Source organism: Pseudomonas sp. Emmai (assembly GCF_055179735.1).
In genome coordinates, this window is sequence record NZ_CM143685.1 from 3,343,762 (window position 1) to 3,360,196 (window position 16,435).

Annotated in this window: 14 protein-coding genes; 7 read left to right on the forward strand and 7 right to left on the reverse strand. The window is 60.7% G+C overall.

Going from position 1 to position 16,435, the window contains the following annotated elements; all coding sequences use genetic code 11:
* Position 1: 1 nt before the first annotated feature.
* The 5 genes from ACY4LX_RS15490 to gloB all read right to left on the reverse strand — a co-directional run bounded on the left by ACY4LX_RS15490 (position 2) and on the right by gloB (position 7,385).
* Complete coding sequence (locus tag ACY4LX_RS15490; protein ID WP_149658298.1) at positions 2-1,075, reverse strand: microcin C ABC transporter permease YejB; 1,074 nt, start codon at positions 1,073-1,075, stop codon at positions 2-4.
* A 4-nt stretch (positions 1,076-1,079) separates the two neighbouring features.
* Positions 1,080-2,921: an extracellular solute-binding protein gene (locus tag ACY4LX_RS15495; RefSeq protein ID WP_463260451.1), complete on the reverse strand. Its 1,842-nt coding sequence runs from the start codon at positions 2,919-2,921 to the stop codon at positions 1,080-1,082.
* The gene (locus ACY4LX_RS15500; protein ID WP_149658296.1) at positions 2,918-4,750 is read right to left on the reverse strand and encodes an extracellular solute-binding protein; all 1,833 of its coding nucleotides are present in this window, start codon (positions 4,748-4,750) and stop codon (positions 2,918-2,920) included. The genes ACY4LX_RS15495 and ACY4LX_RS15500 overlap by 4 nt, the downstream gene beginning before the upstream one ends.
* Positions 4,751-5,063: 313 nt before the next feature.
* Complete coding sequence (locus ACY4LX_RS15505; RefSeq protein ID WP_463260452.1) at positions 5,064-6,518, reverse strand: transglycosylase SLT domain-containing protein; 1,455 nt, start codon at positions 6,516-6,518, stop codon at positions 5,064-5,066.
* Between the two features lie 99 nt (positions 6,519-6,617).
* Positions 6,618-7,385, reverse strand: a complete 768-nt coding sequence (gene gloB / locus ACY4LX_RS15510) for a hydroxyacylglutathione hydrolase (protein WP_463260453.1) — start codon at positions 7,383-7,385, stop codon at positions 6,618-6,620.
* 65 nt (positions 7,386-7,450) lie between these two features.
* Between gloB and ACY4LX_RS15515 the strand changes: the two genes are divergently transcribed.
* The 5 genes from ACY4LX_RS15515 to ACY4LX_RS15535 all read left to right on the forward strand — a co-directional run bounded on the left by ACY4LX_RS15515 (position 7,451) and on the right by ACY4LX_RS15535 (position 12,947).
* Positions 7,451-8,209, forward strand: a complete 759-nt coding sequence (locus tag ACY4LX_RS15515) for a methyltransferase domain-containing protein (RefSeq protein ID WP_149658294.1) — start codon at positions 7,451-7,453, stop codon at positions 8,207-8,209.
* Positions 8,210-8,300: 91 nt separating this feature from the next.
* The gene (gene rnhA / locus ACY4LX_RS15520; RefSeq protein WP_054047533.1) at positions 8,301-8,753 is read left to right on the forward strand and encodes a ribonuclease HI; all 453 of its coding nucleotides are present in this window, start codon (positions 8,301-8,303) and stop codon (positions 8,751-8,753) included.
* Positions 8,754-8,963: 210 nt separating this feature from the next.
* Complete coding sequence (gene dnaQ / locus ACY4LX_RS15525) at positions 8,964-9,722, forward strand: DNA polymerase III subunit epsilon (protein ID WP_429515138.1); 759 nt, start codon at positions 8,964-8,966, stop codon at positions 9,720-9,722.
* Between the two features lie 340 nt (positions 9,723-10,062).
* The gene (locus ACY4LX_RS15530) at positions 10,063-12,318 is read left to right on the forward strand and encodes an Orn/Lys/Arg family decarboxylase (protein WP_463260454.1); all 2,256 of its coding nucleotides are present in this window, start codon (positions 10,063-10,065) and stop codon (positions 12,316-12,318) included.
* Between the two features lie 14 nt (positions 12,319-12,332).
* Positions 12,333-12,947 (forward strand): GNAT family N-acetyltransferase, encoded by a 615-nt coding sequence (locus ACY4LX_RS15535; RefSeq protein WP_149658290.1) that lies wholly within the window; start codon positions 12,333-12,335, stop codon positions 12,945-12,947.
* Here the strand turns inward: ACY4LX_RS15535 and ACY4LX_RS15540 are convergent.
* Positions 12,913-13,806 (reverse strand): LysR substrate-binding domain-containing protein, encoded by an 894-nt coding sequence (locus tag ACY4LX_RS15540; RefSeq protein ID WP_463260455.1) that lies wholly within the window; start codon positions 13,804-13,806, stop codon positions 12,913-12,915. The genes ACY4LX_RS15535 and ACY4LX_RS15540 overlap by 35 nt on opposite strands.
* A gap of 88 nt (positions 13,807-13,894) precedes the next feature.
* Positions 13,895-14,155, reverse strand: a complete 261-nt coding sequence (locus tag ACY4LX_RS15545) for a hypothetical protein (protein WP_149658288.1) — start codon at positions 14,153-14,155, stop codon at positions 13,895-13,897.
* A 175-nt stretch (positions 14,156-14,330) separates the two neighbouring features.
* Here ACY4LX_RS15545 and ACY4LX_RS15550 point away from each other — a divergent pair, with 175 nt between their 5' ends.
* Together ACY4LX_RS15550 and ACY4LX_RS15555 are read left to right on the forward strand one after the other, a co-directional pair.
* Positions 14,331-14,891 (forward strand): NADPH-dependent FMN reductase, encoded by a 561-nt coding sequence (locus ACY4LX_RS15550; RefSeq protein ID WP_149658287.1) that lies wholly within the window; start codon positions 14,331-14,333, stop codon positions 14,889-14,891.
* 209 nt (positions 14,892-15,100) lie between these two features.
* Complete coding sequence (locus ACY4LX_RS15555; RefSeq protein WP_149658286.1) at positions 15,101-16,384, forward strand: arsenic transporter; 1,284 nt, start codon at positions 15,101-15,103, stop codon at positions 16,382-16,384.
* Positions 16,385-16,435: the final 51 nt, after the last annotated feature.

Below are 16,435 nucleotides of genomic sequence, written 5' to 3' on the forward strand. Positions count from 1 at the left end.
CTCAATGCTCCCGGTGTTCGAAGTCGATGCGCGGATCGACCAGGGTGTAGGTGAGGTCGCCGATCAGTTTCACCACCAACCCCAATAACGTGAAGATAAACAGCGTGCCGAACACCACCGGGTAATCGCGGTTGATCGCCGCCTCGAAACTCATCAGGCCCAGGCCGTCGAGGGAAAAAATCACTTCCACCAGCAACGAGCCGGTAAAGAAGATCCCGATAAACGCCGACGGGAACCCGGCAATCACCAGCAGCATCGCGTTACGGAACACATGGCCGTAGAGCACTTTGTGGTTGGTCAGGCCTTTGGCTTTGGCGGTGACCACGTACTGCTTGTTGATTTCATCGAGGAAGCTGTTTTTGGTCAGCAGGGTCATGGTCGCGAAGTTGCCGATCACCAGCGCCGTGACGGGCAAGGCCAGGTGCCAGAAGTAATCGAGAACCTTGCCGCCCATGCTCAGCTCGGCGAAGTTGTTCGAGGTCAGCCCCCGTAGCGGGAACCAGTCGAAATAGCTACCGCCGGCAAACAGCACGATCAGCAAAATGGCGAACAGGAACGCCGGGATCGCGTAGCCGACGATGATCAGCGAACTGGTCCAGACGTCGAAATGGCTGCCGTGGCGCGTGGCCTTGGCGATCCCCAGCGGGATCGACACCAGGTACATGATCAGCGTGCTCCACAGCCCGAGGGAGATCGACACCGGCATCTTTTCCTTGATCAGGTCGATGACCTTGGCGTCGCGGAAGAAGCTGTCGCCGAAATCCAGGGTCGCGTAGTTCTTGACCATGATCCACAAGCGTTCCGGCGCCGATTTGTCGAAGCCGTACATGTGCTCGATTTCCTTGACCAGCGCCGGGTCCAGGCCCTGGGCGCCGCGATAGGCCGAGCCGGCCACCGAGACCTCGGCACCGCCACCGGCGATGCGGCTGGTGGCGCCTTCGAAGCCTTCGAGCTTGGCGATCATCTGTTCCACCGGGCCACCGGGGGCGGCCTGGATGATCACGAAGTTGATCAGCAAAATGCCGAACAAGGTCGGGATGATCAGCAGCAGTCGCCGAAAAATATACGCCAGCATCTGATTACTCCGTGCCCGCAGGGTCGGCTTGCAGTTTGGTTTCGACTTCTATCGCCGGTTTCGCATCGGCCTTGACCCACCAGGTATTGATGCCGATGTCGTACTTGGGTGAAACCTTCGGATGGCCGATGTGGTTCCAGTACGCCACGCGCCAGGTCTTGATGTGCCAGTTGGGGATCACGTAATAACCCCATTGCAGCACGCGGTCCAGCGCACGGGCGTGGGCCACCAGGCTTTTGCGCGAATCGGCGTTGATCAGGCCTTCGACCAATTGGTCCACCACCGGGTCTTTCAAGCCCATGGAATTGCGGCTACCGGGCTTGTCGGCGGCGGCGGACATCCAGAACTCGCGCTGTTCGTTGCCCGGCGAATTGGACTGCGGGAAGCTGCCGACAATCATGTCGAAGTCCCGGGAGCGCACGCGGTTGATGTATTGCGAGACGTCGACCCGGCGAATCACCAGGTCGATACCCAGGTCGCTGAGGTTGCGCTTGAACGGCAACAGCACCCGCTCGAATTCGGTCTGGGCCAGCAGGAACTCGATGGTCACCGGTTTGCCGTTGGCGTCGACCATTTTGTCGTCGACGATCTTCCAGCCGGCCTCTTGCAGCAGTTGATAGGCCTGGCGTTGCTGGGTGCGGATCATGCCGCTGGCGTCGGTCACCGGGTTCTGGAATGCTTCGCTGAAGACCTGGGCCGGGAGCTGGCTGCGGAACGGGTCGAGGATCGCCAGTTGATCGGCGTCCGGCAGGCCGGTGGCGGCCATTTCCGAGTTTTCGAAGTAACTGCGGGTACGGGCGTAGGCGCCGTTGAACAGTTGCTTGTTGGTCCATTCGAAATCCAGCAGCAGCGTCAGGGCCTGACGCACGCGGATGTCCTGGAACGCCGCGCGTCGCAGGTTGAACACGAAACCCTGCATACCGGTCGGGTTGCCGTTGGGAATCTGTTCCTTGATCAACCGCCCCTCGGTCACTGCCGGGATGTTGTAGGCGTTGGCCCAGTTCTTCGCGGTCATTTCCAGCCAGTAATCGAACTGCCCGGCCTTGAGTGCTTCGAGGGCCACGGTGTTGTCGCGGTAATAATCAGTGGTCATCACGTCGAAGTTGTAGAACCCGCGGTTCACCGGCAGGTCCTTGCCCCAGTAATCCTTGACCCGCTCATAACGCACCGAGCGCCCGGCTTTGACTTCGCTGACCTTGTAGGGGCCACTGCCGAGCGGTATTTCCAGGTTGCCTTTGTTGAAGTCGCGGGTGGCCCACCAGTGTTTCGGCAGCACCGGCAACTGGCCGAGGATCAGAGGCAGTTCGCGGTTGTTGCTGTGCTTGAACTTGAACAGCACCGTCAGCGGGTCTTCGGCGACCACGTCCGCGACATCGCTGTAGTAACCGCGATACATCGGTGCGCCGTCCTTGGTCAGGGTCTGGAAGCTGAACACCACGTCTTCGGCGCGCACCGGGTGGCCGTCGTGGAAGCGTGCTTCGGGACGCAGGTAGAAACGCACCCAGCTGTTATCCGGAGCCTTCTCGATCTTGCCGGCGATCAGGCCGTATTCGCTGAACGGTTCATCCAGGCCCTGTTTGGCCAGGGTGTCGTAGATCATGTCGATGTTGTCCGCCGCCACCCCTTTGCTGATGAACGGGTTGAGGCTGTCGAAGCCGCCGAAACCGGCCTGGCGGAAGATCCCGCCCTTGGGGGCGTCCGGGTTGACGTAATCGAAGTGCTTGAAGTCGGCCGGGTATTTCGGCGGCTCGTTGTACAAAGTCAGGGCGTGTTGCGGGGCGGCGCAGGCCAGCCCGGCGAACAACAGACCGCTGGCCTGCAGGAGCAGGGCGCGTACGGGTTTCATTGATCTTTCTCCGAAGACTTCAGCCACCACGCGCTCAAGCCCAGGGTGTAGGGCGGCGTGGTGACGAAGGCCAACCGGTTGCGGTAGGCCAGGCGATGATAATTGAGGTACCAGTTGGGAATGCTGTAGTGCTGCCACAGCAGCACCCGGTCGAGGGCCTTGCCGGCGGCGACCTGTTCGTCGCGGGTCTGGGCGCCGAGCAGTTGTTCCAGCAGATGATCGACCACCGGGTTGGCGATGCCGGCGTAGTTTTTACTGCCCTTGACCCCGACCTGGCTGGAATGGAAGTACTGCCATTGCTCCAGGCCCGGACTGAGGGTCTGGTTGAGCGTCATCAGGATCATGTCGAAATCGAACTGATCCAGTCGTTGTTTGTACTGGGCGCGATCCACCGTGCGCAGCCGCGCGTCAATGCCGATGCTGGCGAGGTTCTCGACGTAGGGCTGGAGGATGCGCTCCAGGTTCGGGTTGACCAGCAGGATCTCGAACCTGAGCGGCTGGCCGGCGGCGTTCTGCACGCGCTGGCCATTGAGCTTCCAGCCAGCCTCGCCCAGCAGTCCCAGGGCCTTGCGCAGGGTTTCCCGGGGAATGCCGCGCCCTTCGGTCTGCGACAGGCTGAAGGGCTCGGTGAGGAGCTTGGCGGGCAACTGATCGCGGTAGGGCTTGAGCATCAGCCATTCGTGACCGACCGGCAGCCCCGTGGCGGAGAACTCGCTGTTGGGGTAGTAACTCACGGCGCGTTTGTACGCACCGCTGAACAGCGTGCGGTTGGTCCACTCGAAATCGAACATCAGCCCCAGCGCTTCACGCACCTTGACCTCGGCAAAGGTCGGGCGCCGGGTGTTCATGAACAGGCCCTGGCTCTGGGTCGGGATCTGGTGCGGGATCTGCGCCTTGATTACATCGCCACGGCGCACGGCGGGGAAGTTGTAGCCGTTGTCCCAATTCTTGGCCTGGTGCTCGATGTAGATGTCGAACTCACCAGCCTTGAACGCTTCGAAGGCCACGTCGCTGTCGCGGTAGAACTCGACTTCCATGCGATCGAAGTTGTACTTGCCGCGATTGACCGCCAGGTCCTTGCCCCAGTAATCCTTGACCCGCTCAAACACAATCTGTCGTCCCGGTTGCACCGAGGTGATGCGATACGGCCCGCTGCCCAGCGGCGGTTCGAACGTGGTGGCCTTGAAGTCGCGACCTTTCCAGTAGTGCTGGGGCAGAACCGGCAATTCGCCGAGGCGCAGGATCAGCAACGGATTGCCGGCGCGCTTGAACACGAAACGAATGCGTTGTGGGTTGAGGATGTCGACCCGCAGCACTTCCTGGAGGTTGGTGCGGTACTGCGGATGGCCTTCCTTGAGCAGCAAGCGGTAGGAAAACGCCACGTCATAGGCGGTGATCGGTGTGCCATCGTGGAACCGCGCTTCGGGGCGCAGGTTGAACACCACCCAACTGCGGTCCTCGCTGTATTCCACCGATTGGGCGATCAGGCCATAGCTGGAGGTCGGCTCGTCGCCGGACGGCGCGTACTGGCCGGTGCCGACCATCAGCGGTTCGTTCAGCTCGTTGATGCCGTATTGCAGGAAATTCGGCGTGGAAACCGGGCTTGAACCCTTGAAGGTGTAGGGGTTGAGCGTATCGAAGGTGCCAAACGCCATCACCCGCAACGTACCGCCCTTGGGCGCTTGCGGGTTGACCCAGTCGAAGTGGGTAAATCTGGCCGGGTACTTGAGCGTGCCGAACTGCGCATAACCATGGCTTTCGCTGATCGTCGCGCTTGCGGGGGAGCTCAAGGCCAGGCTGATCAGGAGAAGGAGGAGGGTACGCTTCAAGTCAGGGATCCGATCCAGGCGGCTTGGGCTTTGTGGGCCGTACAGTAACAGCTTGTATCGACAGGAAAAAGACAGGGGGTTAATGCGCCGTTAATTGCTGGCACGATCGTACGCAAAGATGCATAACTTGTGGCGAGGGAGCTTGCTCCCGCTGGGGCGCGAAGCGGCCCCCTGCATTCCTTCAGTTGTACCAAGTTGGCAAGATTGACGACTGCTGCGCAGCCGAGCGGGAGCAAGCTCCCTCGCCACAAAAGCTACGATGGTCCTCAAACCGCAGGCAAAAAAGAGCCCCTGGATTTCAGGGGCTCTTTGCTTAGCGTGGCGAAGACACCGTCAGCATCTGACCCGGCTTCAGCGCCTGGCCAACCCGCGGGTTCCAGCGCTTGAGGTGTTGCATTTCAACGTTGAAACGTTTGGCAACCATATACAGCGAGTCGCCTTGCTTGACCTTGTACTGGGTCTGTTGCGTCTTGCCGGTGTCCTTGCCCTTCGACTTGCCGCTGGCGGCCACGACCGTGTTGATCCGGCGACCGCTGCGCTTGGTGTTGTCCTGCATGACCAGGGTCTGGCCGACCTTGAGGTCCTTGCCGGTCAATTTGTTCCAGCGTTGCAGGTCTTTCACGTCAACCTTGTTCGCTTTGGCGATGGTGCCCAGGTTATCGCCACGTTTGACGCGATAGGCACGCTTGAGTCGGGCAATTTCGTTGTCGTCGGCGCCTTCGAACACAGGCTTGAGCTGGCGTGTGCTGATCAACTCCTCGGGGCGCATGGTCGACAGGCTGGCGGTCAGCAACTGCGCCTTGGACGTCGGCACCAGCAAATGCTGGGGACCGTCGATGGTGGTGCGCTGCTTGAAGGCCGGATTGAGCTGGAACAGTTCGTCTTCGTCGATGTTGGCCACCGCGGCAACCTTGGACAGGTCCATGCGCTGGTTGATTTCGACGACCTGGAAATACGGTTCGTTGGCGATCGGGTTGAGGTTCACGCCGTAGGCTTCCGGCGCCAGCACCACTTGCGACAGGGCCAGCAACTTCGGCACGTAGGCCTGGGTTTCGGCCGGCAGCGGCAGGTTCCAGTAGTCGGTCGGCAGACCGAGCTTCTCGTTACGCTCGATGGCCCGGCTGACCGTGCCTTCACCGGCGTTATACGCCGCCAGTGCCAGCAACCAGTCACCGTTGAACATGTCGTGTAGACGTGTCAGGTAGTCCATGGCAGCGGTGGTCGAGGCGGTGATGTCGCGACGGCCATCGTAGAAACGGGTCTGGCGCAGGTTGAAGTAACGCCCGGTGGAAGGAATGAATTGCCAGAGACCCACCGCGTCGGCCCGGGAATAGGCCATCGGGTTGTAGGCGCTTTCAATCACTGGCAGCAGCGCCAGTTCCAGCGGCATGTTGCGTTCTTCAAGGCGTTCGACGATGTAGTGAATGTACAGGCTGCCGCGTTCGCCGGCGTTTTCGAGGAAGGACGGGTTGCTGGCGAACCACAGTCGTTGTTGCTCGATACGCGGGTTGACGCCCAGGCCGTCCTGCAACTGGAAGCCCTGGCGCATACGCTCCCAGACGTCCTGTGGGACTTGCGGCGTTGGTTTCTCGCTGAGCCAGATCGGTTTCTGCTTGGCTCGCGCGGCAATATTCGGAGTATGTGTGGCTTCGGTTTGCGGGACATGGCTTGAACAGCCCGCCAATGTGGCGGACACAGCCACCGCGATGGCTTGAGCCAGGCGGGTCAATGCGTCTGAATTGATGGCTTTACGAATAGATGACGACATTGGCTGGAAGTGAGTTCCGGGCAAAAATGTCGGGCGATTCTAGAAAGCGTACCCCTTGCGGTCAACCATTCAGAATTTTTGTACCAACAGGCAGCCAGCTTAGAACTTATCTTTCCAAGCCCGCAAGGCAGCAAAGACCGCACTCGGACCCCGGTTTTGGGTTCCGCTCCGTTCGTCCACTTTTTCTTTAACGGATGTTTCGTCAACCCTCAAAAACGGGTTGGTCTGCTTTTCAAGCGCCAGCGTAGAGGGCAGCGTCATGATTCCGGCTGCCCGCTGCGCGGTGACTTTTTCCAGACGCGCGGCCGTGTCCGGATTGCCCGGTTCCACCGCAATGGCGAACTTCAGATTGCTCAAAGTGTACTCGTGGGTGCAGTACACCAGCGTGTCCTCAGGCAACGAAGCCAGGCGCGACAGCGAGGTGTGCATCTGCTCCGGGGTGCCTTCGAACAAGCGGCCGCAACCGGCGGCGAACAGGGTGTCGCCGCAAAACAGCAGGCCGTGGTGGTAAAAGGCGATATGGCCCAGGGTGTGACCGGGCACGGCGTACACCTCGAAGTCCCAGCCGAGCACGCTGATGCGGTCGTTGTCCTTGAGCGCGACGTCCCGTGCGGGGATGGTTTCACTGGCCGGGCCATAGACTTTCGCGTCTGTCGCATTTTTCAGCTGCTCGACGCCGCCGACGTGGTCATGATGATGGTGAGTGATCAGAATATCGCTGAGCACCCAGCCCGGATGCGCCGCCAGCCAGCCCTGGACGGGCGCGGCGTCCCCCGGGTCGACCACGGCGCAGCGCTGGGTTCGGTGATCCTGTAACAACCAGATGTAGTTGTCGGTGAAGGCGGGCAGGGCACTGATCTGTATCATCGTCGAATTCGCCAAGCGGAAAACAATGGCGCATCTTAGAACTTCCTGGCGCTTTGGAGAATGCAATGACCGATAAAGCGTTCGCTCAGGCCGATCCTGAGTGGCTGACATTGATCAGCGCCGCCCGAGAATGGTTGTCCGGCCCGATCGGGCAATTCCTGCTGGACGAAGAACGGCGCATGCTCGAAGACGAGTTGGGCCGGTTCTTCGGCGGCTACCTGGTGCACTACGGTCCATCGGCCGAAACTCCGCCGTCGGCGCCGCAAGTGCAGCGCAACGTGCGGCTCGGCGCGCCCTTGCCCGGCGTCGAGATCGTCTGCGAAGAGCAGGCCTGGCCCCTGAGCGAGCACGCTGCCGACGTGGTGGTGTTGCAGCATGGGCTGGATTTCTGCCTGTCGCCCCACGGTTTGCTGCGCGAAGCGGCGAGCAGCGTGCGGCCCGGCGGGCATCTGCTGATCATCGGCATCAACCCCTGGAGCACGTGGGGCCTGCGCCATGTGTTCGCCCACGACGCCTTGCGCAAGGCCCGCTGCATTTCGCCGTCACGGGTCGGTGACTGGCTGAATTTGCTGGGTTTCGCGCTGGAGAAACGCCGCTTCGGGTGCTATCGTCCGCCGCTTGCGTCGCCCAAATGGCAGGCCCGTCTGGCCGGTTGGGAGCGCAAGGCCGGTGACTGGCAACTGTCGGGCGGTGGCTTCTATTTATTGGTCGCGCGCAAGATCGTGGTGGGCCTGCGTCCCGTGCGTCAGGAGCGACGCGAGCCGATGGGCAAGCTGATTCCGCTGCCGATGGCCAAGGTCAATCGTCGCCATATCGAGCCGTAAACACTCTTTATTTTCCCGGCCGGGTCACCCCGGCCTCGGGCATCGTCGATCCCGGATCGGCGAGCCACCGCATTTTTCTGGATAGATTGGCATGAGCGATAGCGTAGAACTGTTCACTGATGGCGCCTGCAAAGGCAACCCCGGCCCCGGCGGCTGGGGCGCACTGCTGGTGTGCAAGGGCGTCGAGAAGGAACTGTGGGGCGGCGAAGCCAACACCACCAACAACCGCATGGAGCTGATGGGCGCAATCAAGGGCCTGGAAGAACTCAAGCGCTCCTGCGACGTGCTGCTGGTGACTGACTCCCAGTACGTGATGAAAGGCATCAATGAGTGGATGGCCAACTGGAAGAAGCGCGGCTGGAAAACTGCGGCGAAAGAACCGGTTAAAAATGCCGACCTGTGGAAGTTGCTGGACGAACAGGTCAACCGCCACACCGTGACCTGGAAATGGGTACGTGGGCACATTGGCCATCATGGCAACGAACGGGCTGACCAGTTGGCCAATCGTGGCGTCGATGAAGTGCGCGGCTACAAACAGGATTGATGGGCGGCGCGGCCCTGATCGTTCCCACGCTCCCGCGTGGGAATGCATCCCGTGACGCTCCGCGTCACATCAGGAGCCGGACGCGGAGCGTCCGTGGCGGCATTCCCACGCAGAGCGTGGGAACGATCAACTTCGGGGTGGGCGAGTCGACGTGCGAGCATGTTAAGATTGCCGCTTTTGCACGATTGACCCGTTGAGAGCTGAGCACTGATGGCCACCAGATCCGTTGTACTCGATACCGAAACCACCGGCATGCCGGTGACCGACGGCCACCGGATTATCGAAATCGGTTGTGTCGAGTTGATTGGTCGGCGCCTCACCGGCCGGCATTTCCACGTTTACCTGCAACCGGACCGCGAGAGTGATGAAGGCGCCATCGGCGTCCACGGTATCACCAACGAATTCCTGGTGGGCAAGCCGCGCTTCACCGAAGTAGCCGATGAGTTTTTCGAGTTCATCAAGGGCGCGCAGCTGATCATCCATAACGCGGCGTTCGACGTTGGCTTCATCAACAACGAATTCGCGCTGATGGGCCAGCACGATCGGGCTGACATCACGCAGCATTGCTCGATCCTCGACACCCTGATGATGGCCCGGGAACGTCACCCGGGGCAGCGCAACAGCCTCGATGCCTTGTGCAAACGCTACGGCGTCGACAACTCTGGCCGTGAATTGCACGGCGCCTTGCTCGACTCCGAGATTCTCGCCGACGTTTACCTGACCATGACTGGCGGGCAGACCAGCCTGTCCCTGGCGGGTAACGCGTCTGACGGCAACGGTTCGGGCGAGGGCGCGGACAACTCGGCCACCGAGATTCGCCGCCTGCCGGCCGATCGCCAGCCGACCCGGATCATCCGCGCCAGTGAAGACGACCTGGCTCAGCACATCGCGCGCCTGGAAGCGGTGGCCAAATCCGCCGGGGCGCCGTCGTTGTGGCAGCAGTTGGTCGAAGCAAAAGCCCAAGCCTGAGGCTTGCGGGGCTTTTGTGGCGAGGGAGCTTGCTCCCGCTCGGCTGCGCAGCAGTCGTCAGACCAGCGAACGCGGTGTATCTGGAAGAGATACAGGGGGCCGCTTCGCGCCCCAGCGGGAGCAAGCTCCCTCGCCACAGGTCATCATCAAGCCACAGGTCATCATCAAGCCACAGGTCATCATCAAGCCACAACTCATCATTTCAGACTGAGATTGCTGGCCACATGATGGTGCGCCCACTGACCCGCTTCAGGGCATCGGCACTCGCCACATCCGCCTCAACCCTCTACCCTGAGGGAATTGGCAGGCCACGGTCTGCCGCCTCAGGACACTGAGCCCCATGTATAAAGATTTGAAATTCCCGGTCCTGATCGTCCATCGCGACATCAAGGCCGACACGGTTGCCGGTGACCGCGTGCGTGGCATCGCCCGGGAGCTGGAGCAGGAAGGCTTCAGCATTCTCAGTGCGGTGGATTACTCCGAAGGGCGCTTGGTGGCCTCGACTCATCACGGCCTGTCGTGCATGTTGATCGCCGCCGAAGACGCCAACACGAACGCTCATTTGTTACACAATATGGCCGAACTGATCGGCCTGGCCCGGGTGCGTGCGCCGGACTTGCCGATTTTCGCCCTGGGCGAGCAGGTTACCCTGGAGAACGCCCCGGCCGACGCCATGGCCGAGCTCAATCAATTGCGCGGCATTCTGTACCTGTTCGAAGACACCGTGCCATTCCTCGCCCGTCAGGTGGCCCGGGCGGCGCGCAAGTACCTGGACGGTCTGTTGCCGCCATTCTTCAAGGCCCTGGTGCAGCACACCGCCGATTCCAACTATTCCTGGCACACCCCCGGTCATGGCGGTGGCGTGGCCTATCACAAGAGCCCGGTGGGGCAGGCGTTCCACCAGTTTTTCGGGGAAAACACCCTGCGTTCGGATTTATCGGTATCGGTGCCGGAACTCGGTTCGCTGCTTGATCACACCGGCCCTCTGGCCGCAGCCGAAGCCAGGGCTGCGCGCAATTTTGGCGCGGATCACACCTTTTTCGTGATCAATGGCACCTCCACGGCGAACAAGATTGTCTGGCATTCCATGGTCGCCCGGGATGACCTGGTGCTGGTGGATCGCAACTGCCACAAGTCGGTGTTGCACTCGATCATCATGACCGGCGCCATCCCGCTGTACCTGTGCCCGGAGCGCAATGAATTGGGAATCATCGGCCCCATCCCGCTCAGCGAATTCAGCCGCGAGTCGATCCAGGCCAAGATTGATGCGAGCCCGTTGACCAAGGGCCGCGCGCCGAAGGTCAAGCTGGCGGTGGTGACCAATTCGACCTACGACGGCCTCTGCTACAACGCCGAACTGATCAAGCAGCAACTGGGCAACAGCGTCGAGGTCTTGCACTTTGATGAGGCCTGGTACGCCTACGCGGCGTTTCACGAGTTCTTCGCCGGGCGTTACGGCATGGGCACCTCGCGCAGCGAAGACAGCCCGCTGGTGTTCACCACCCACTCCACGCACAAATTGCTCGCGGCGTTCAGCCAGGCGTCGATGATCCACGTACAGGACGGCGGGGCGCGGCAACTGGACCGCGACCGTTTCAACGAAGCGTTCATGATGCACATCTCCACCTCGCCGCAGTACAGCATCATCGCCTCGCTGGACGTGGCCTCGGCGATGATGGAAGGCCCGGCCGGGCGTTCGCTGTTGCAGGAGATGTTCGACGAAGCCCTGAGCTTCCGCCGGGCCCTGGCCAATCTGCGGCAGCACATCGCGGCGGATGACTGGTGGTTTTCCATCTGGCAACCGCCGTCGGTGGAAGGCATTACGCAAGTCATCACTGAAGACTGGCTGCTGCAGCCTGACGCCGACTGGCACGGCTTTGGTGGCGTGACCGATGACTACGTGCTGCTCGATCCGATCAAGGTCACCCTGGTGATGCCGGGCCTGACCGCTGGCGGCGCCTTGAGCGAGCGCGGGATTCCGGCCGCGGTGGTCAGCAAGTTCCTCTGGGAGCGCGGGCTGGTGGTCGAGAAGACCGGACTGTATTCGTTCCTGGTGCTGTTTTCCATGGGTATCACCAAGGGTAAATGGAGCACGTTGCTCACCGAGTTGCTGGAGTTCAAGCGCAGTTACGACGCCAATGTCAGCCTGAACACCTGCCTGCCGTGTGTCGCCCAGGAAAATCCGGCGCGTTATCAGGGCATGGGCCTGCGCGATTTGTGTGATCAACTGCACGCCTGCTACCGCAGCAATGCCACGGCCAAGCACCTCAAACGCATGTACACCGTACTGCCGGAAATCGCCATGAAGCCTGCCGACGCCTATGATCATCTGGTGCGCGGTGAGGTGGAGGCGGTATCGATCGATGCCCTGGATGGGCGCATCGCCGCCGTGATGCTGGTGCCGTACCCGCCGGGGATTCCCTTGATCATGCCCGGTGAGCGCTTCACCGAGTCGACCCGATCGATCATCGACTACCTGGCATTCGCCCGTACCTTCGACAGCAGCTTCCCGGGATTTGTCGCCGATGTGCACGGATTGCAACACGAAGACGAGGGCAATGGGCGGCATTACACCGTCGATTGCATCAAGGAATGAGGACCTTCCCCAGTATGCAACCGGTCATGAATCCGAAATACCCAGGGCTGTCGGTGCGCGTTGCCGACGATGGTTTTGCGGCCTACATCTGGGGCAGCGATTTCAGTTTTGAAGTCGTCGCCTACGGTGCCGCACACATTGGCAAGCCGGTGGCGCAGTGGCCGGTGACGCCGATCACGCCGTATCGAAAGTGCTATGGCATCGATCCGGAAGAGTTCAGCAGTTTCCGCGATGCCGCCGACAGTGCGATTTTCATGGCGTACCTGGATGACGAACCGGTGGGCCATCTGGTGATCAGCACCAACTGGAACGGCTTCGCGCATATCGACGAACTGGCGGTGCATGCCCCGGCGCGACGCCATGGTGTGGCCAAGTCGTTGCTGGATGTCGCACAGTTCTGGAGTCGCAAGAAGAAACTGCCGGGCATCATGCTCGAAACCCAGAACAACAACCTCGGCGCCTGCCGGCTCTATGAGCGCTGTGGTTATGTGATTGGCGGGATCGATCATCTGCGCTATCGCGGCATCGACCCGAACACCGCCGAAGTCGCATTGTTCTGGTATCGCTTGTTCGATAATCCGCTGGAAAACCCGGTCAGCTCGCCAGCATCGCCACGGCTTGTTCCGTAATGATCGCCAGCAACGCGTCGACGGCGGGCGAGGGCTCGGCGTTCTTCAAGGTCAGGGCGTAGAGGCTGATCGGCACGGCCGGTGCCAGTGGGCAGGCGTCGAGGCCGGACGACTTGGCGCCGAGGGCGGTGAAGGGGTCGACGATGGCCAGGCCTTCACCGGCCTCGACCATGCTGCGCATCATTTGATGAGTCTGGACGCGGGTCTGGATCACCAGCGCAGGGCGCAGCGCCTGCAATTTGGTTTCCAGCGCCGGGCTCAGCGGGTCGTGACCTTCGAGGCCGACCATCGACTGGCCCGCCAGATCCTGCACCGACACATATTTCTGCTTGGGTTGCAGCCAGCCGTGGGGCGCGAGTAGCTGGAGCTTGCCCTGGGCGATCACCTGGCAATCGATGTCGGCATGGTCGGGATCATGCAGGCTCAGGCCCAGGTCGCTTTCGCGCAGCAACAGGCTGCGGACGATCTCGCGGGTGGGTTGGCTGAGGAGGGTGCACGGTGCATCGGGGAAACGTCGGCGCAGGGCCGCGATGCTGTGGGGCAATAATAGTTGGGCGAGCGGCGGGGTGCCGATGACGCGCAACGGTGGAGCGAGGTATTGCTTGAGACTGTTGGCCAGGCGCTGCACCGGTTCGAGGGCTTCATAGACGTGAGCGATCTCGACCTGCAACTCCCGCGCCTCGCGCGTGGCCTGCAAGCGGCCGCGCACGCTGGAAAACAGCATGAAGCCCAACTGACCCTCGGCGTCGCGCAAAATCCCTTCGACCTCGGCCACCGGCAACTGCAGCCATTCGGCGGCGGTGCCCAGGTGACCGGTCTGCAAGAGCGCCTGGATCACTTCGATATGACGTAAACGCATGCGTGAAGTCCATGTTCAGCAGGTGAGGGAGTCAGTGGCTGAATCCTAACTCAAGTGCGTGCATATGACTTCTGCTCATAACACAGGGTTATGAAGCGACGGTGGTTTCCGGCAGGCTACCGATGTAAGTGTCCGGTTCGCGCGTCAGGGTGATATCCGACTGGATCAACTGGAACTGGTTGTCATTGAGCTTTTTCATGCGATCGCCGATGGCCAGTTTGTAGCTGGTGACAGGCTCCGAGCCTTCGACGCCGTCTGCCGACGGGGTGGATTCCTGGAACTCATGTACGGAATAAACACGGCCTTCCGCGTCTCTTGCATGGAACTGACCGACGAGTACTGCTGCCATCTGCTTAAACCTCTGGAGATAAATCACTCAATTTGCGGCTCAATAGACCGTGGTTGGGCGAAGTAAGTTTTCCTACAAGAAAAAAATAGTCAGGGGCAGCGATTTTCGCTCGCCCGCTGATTGAATCGTCATCTATAACTACAGGCTCTTTCCATCGGACAGTCGAGAATCTTCCATGAGCAACGTCTATACGATCGCCGTTGTGGTCGGCAGCTTGAGAAAAGAGTCGATCAACCGCAAGGTCGCATTGGCCCTGGCTGATCTGGCGCCTGCCAATCTGAAATTGAACATCGTCGAAATTGGCGACTTGCCACTCTACAACGAAGACATCGATGGCGCTTCACCGCCGGCAGCCTACAGCACTTTCCGACAACAAGTGAGTTCATCCGACGCAGTGCTGTTCGTGACCCCGGAATACAATCGTTCAGTGCCGGCACCGTTGAAGAACGCGATTGACGTCGGTTCGCGTCCTTATGGCAAGAGTGCCTGGAGCGGCAAGCCGGGGGGTGTGATCAGCGTTTCACCGGGTGCGATTGGCGGTTTTGGTGCCAACCATCACCTGCGCCAGTCCATGGTGTTTCTCAATGTGCCCTGCATGCAGCAGCCGGAAGCCTATCTTGGCGGGGCCGGGACGGCGTTTGATGAGGCGGGCAAGTTGTCCGAATCAGTGAAGCCATTTTTACAAAGCTTCATCAATGCCTACGGGCAATGGGTGGAACAACACAAAAAAGTCTGACCAATGACCTGTAGGAGCGAAGCTTGCTCGCGAAAGCGGTGTGTCAGTCAACATTGATGTTGAACGTGACGACGCCTTCGCGAGCAAGCTTTGCTCCTACAGGGATTTAGGTGTGCTGGTTTTTTTGTCCCTTCACGGAATTATCACTCCGGTCATTTACTCTGTTGCACGTCCCACCATCCCGATTGTCTGTTCAAGGCTGCTTTCGCATGCTCATCGCTTCATTGATATTCCTGCTGACCATTACCCTGGTGATCTGGCAACCCAAAGGCCTCGGCGTCGGCTGGAGTGCGGTGTTCGGCGCGGTGTTGGCGCTGCTTTTCGGGGTGGTGCACCTCAGTGACATCCCGCTGGTGTGGCAGATCATCTGGAACGCCACTGGCACCTTTGTCGCACTGATTATCATCAGCCTGCTGCTGGACGAAGCCGGGTTTTTTGCCTGGGCGGCGTTGCACGTGGCGCGTTGGGGCAAGGGCAGCGGGCGCAAGTTGTTTGCCTTTATGGTGCTGCTCGGCGCGCTGGTGTCGGCGTTGTTTGCCAATGACGGCGCGGCGCTGATTCTTACGCCGATTGTCATTTCGATGTTGCTGGCCCTGCGCTTTTCACCTGCCGCGACCCTGGCGTTCGTGATGGGCGCCGGGTTTATCGCCGACACCGCGAGCCTGCCGCTGGTGGTGTCGAACCTGGTGAACATCGTCTCCGCCGACTTCTTCCACATCGGCTTCAACCGCTATGCGGCGGTGATGATTCCGGTCAACTTCGTCAGCGTCGCCGCGACGTTGGGCATGTTGATGTGGTTCTTTCGCAAGGACATTCCCAAGGCCTACGACCCCGAACAGCTGGAGGACCCGACCACGGCGATTCACGACAAAGCCACGTTCTACGCCGGTTGGGCGGTGTTGGTGATTCTGTTGGTGGGCTGCTTCGCCCTGGAACCGCTGGGCATTCCAATCAGCGCGATTTCAGCGGTGTGCGCGGCCTTGCTGTTGGCCATCGCCGCCCGCGGGCACAAGATTTCCACGCGCAAGGTGATGAAAGAAGCGCCATGGCAGATCGTGATTTTCTCCCTCGGCATGTACCTGGTGGTCTACGGCCTGCGCAACGCCGGGCTTACCGATTACCTGGCCGGTTGGCTGAACGGCTTTGCCGGTTACGGCGTCTGGGGCGCGGCGATGGGCACCGGGGTGCTGACGGCGCTGTTGTCATCGATCATGAACAATTTGCCGACGGTGCTGATCGGCCTGCTCTCGATTGACGCGAGCCAGGCCACGGGCGTGGTCAAGGAAGCGATGATCTACGCCAACGTCATCGGCAGCGATCTGGGGCCGAAAATCACCCCGATCGGCAGCCTGGCGACGTTGTTGTGGCTGCATGTGCTGGAGCGCAAGAGCATCAAGATTGGCTGGGGCTATTACTTCAAGGTCGGGATTGTGCTGACGGTGCCGGTGTTGTTGGTGACGTTGGCGGCGCTGGCTTTGCGGTTGTCCCTTTAAACCGAGGTGGCCTCATCGCGGGCAAGCCTTGCTCCTACAGATTGTCCGCGC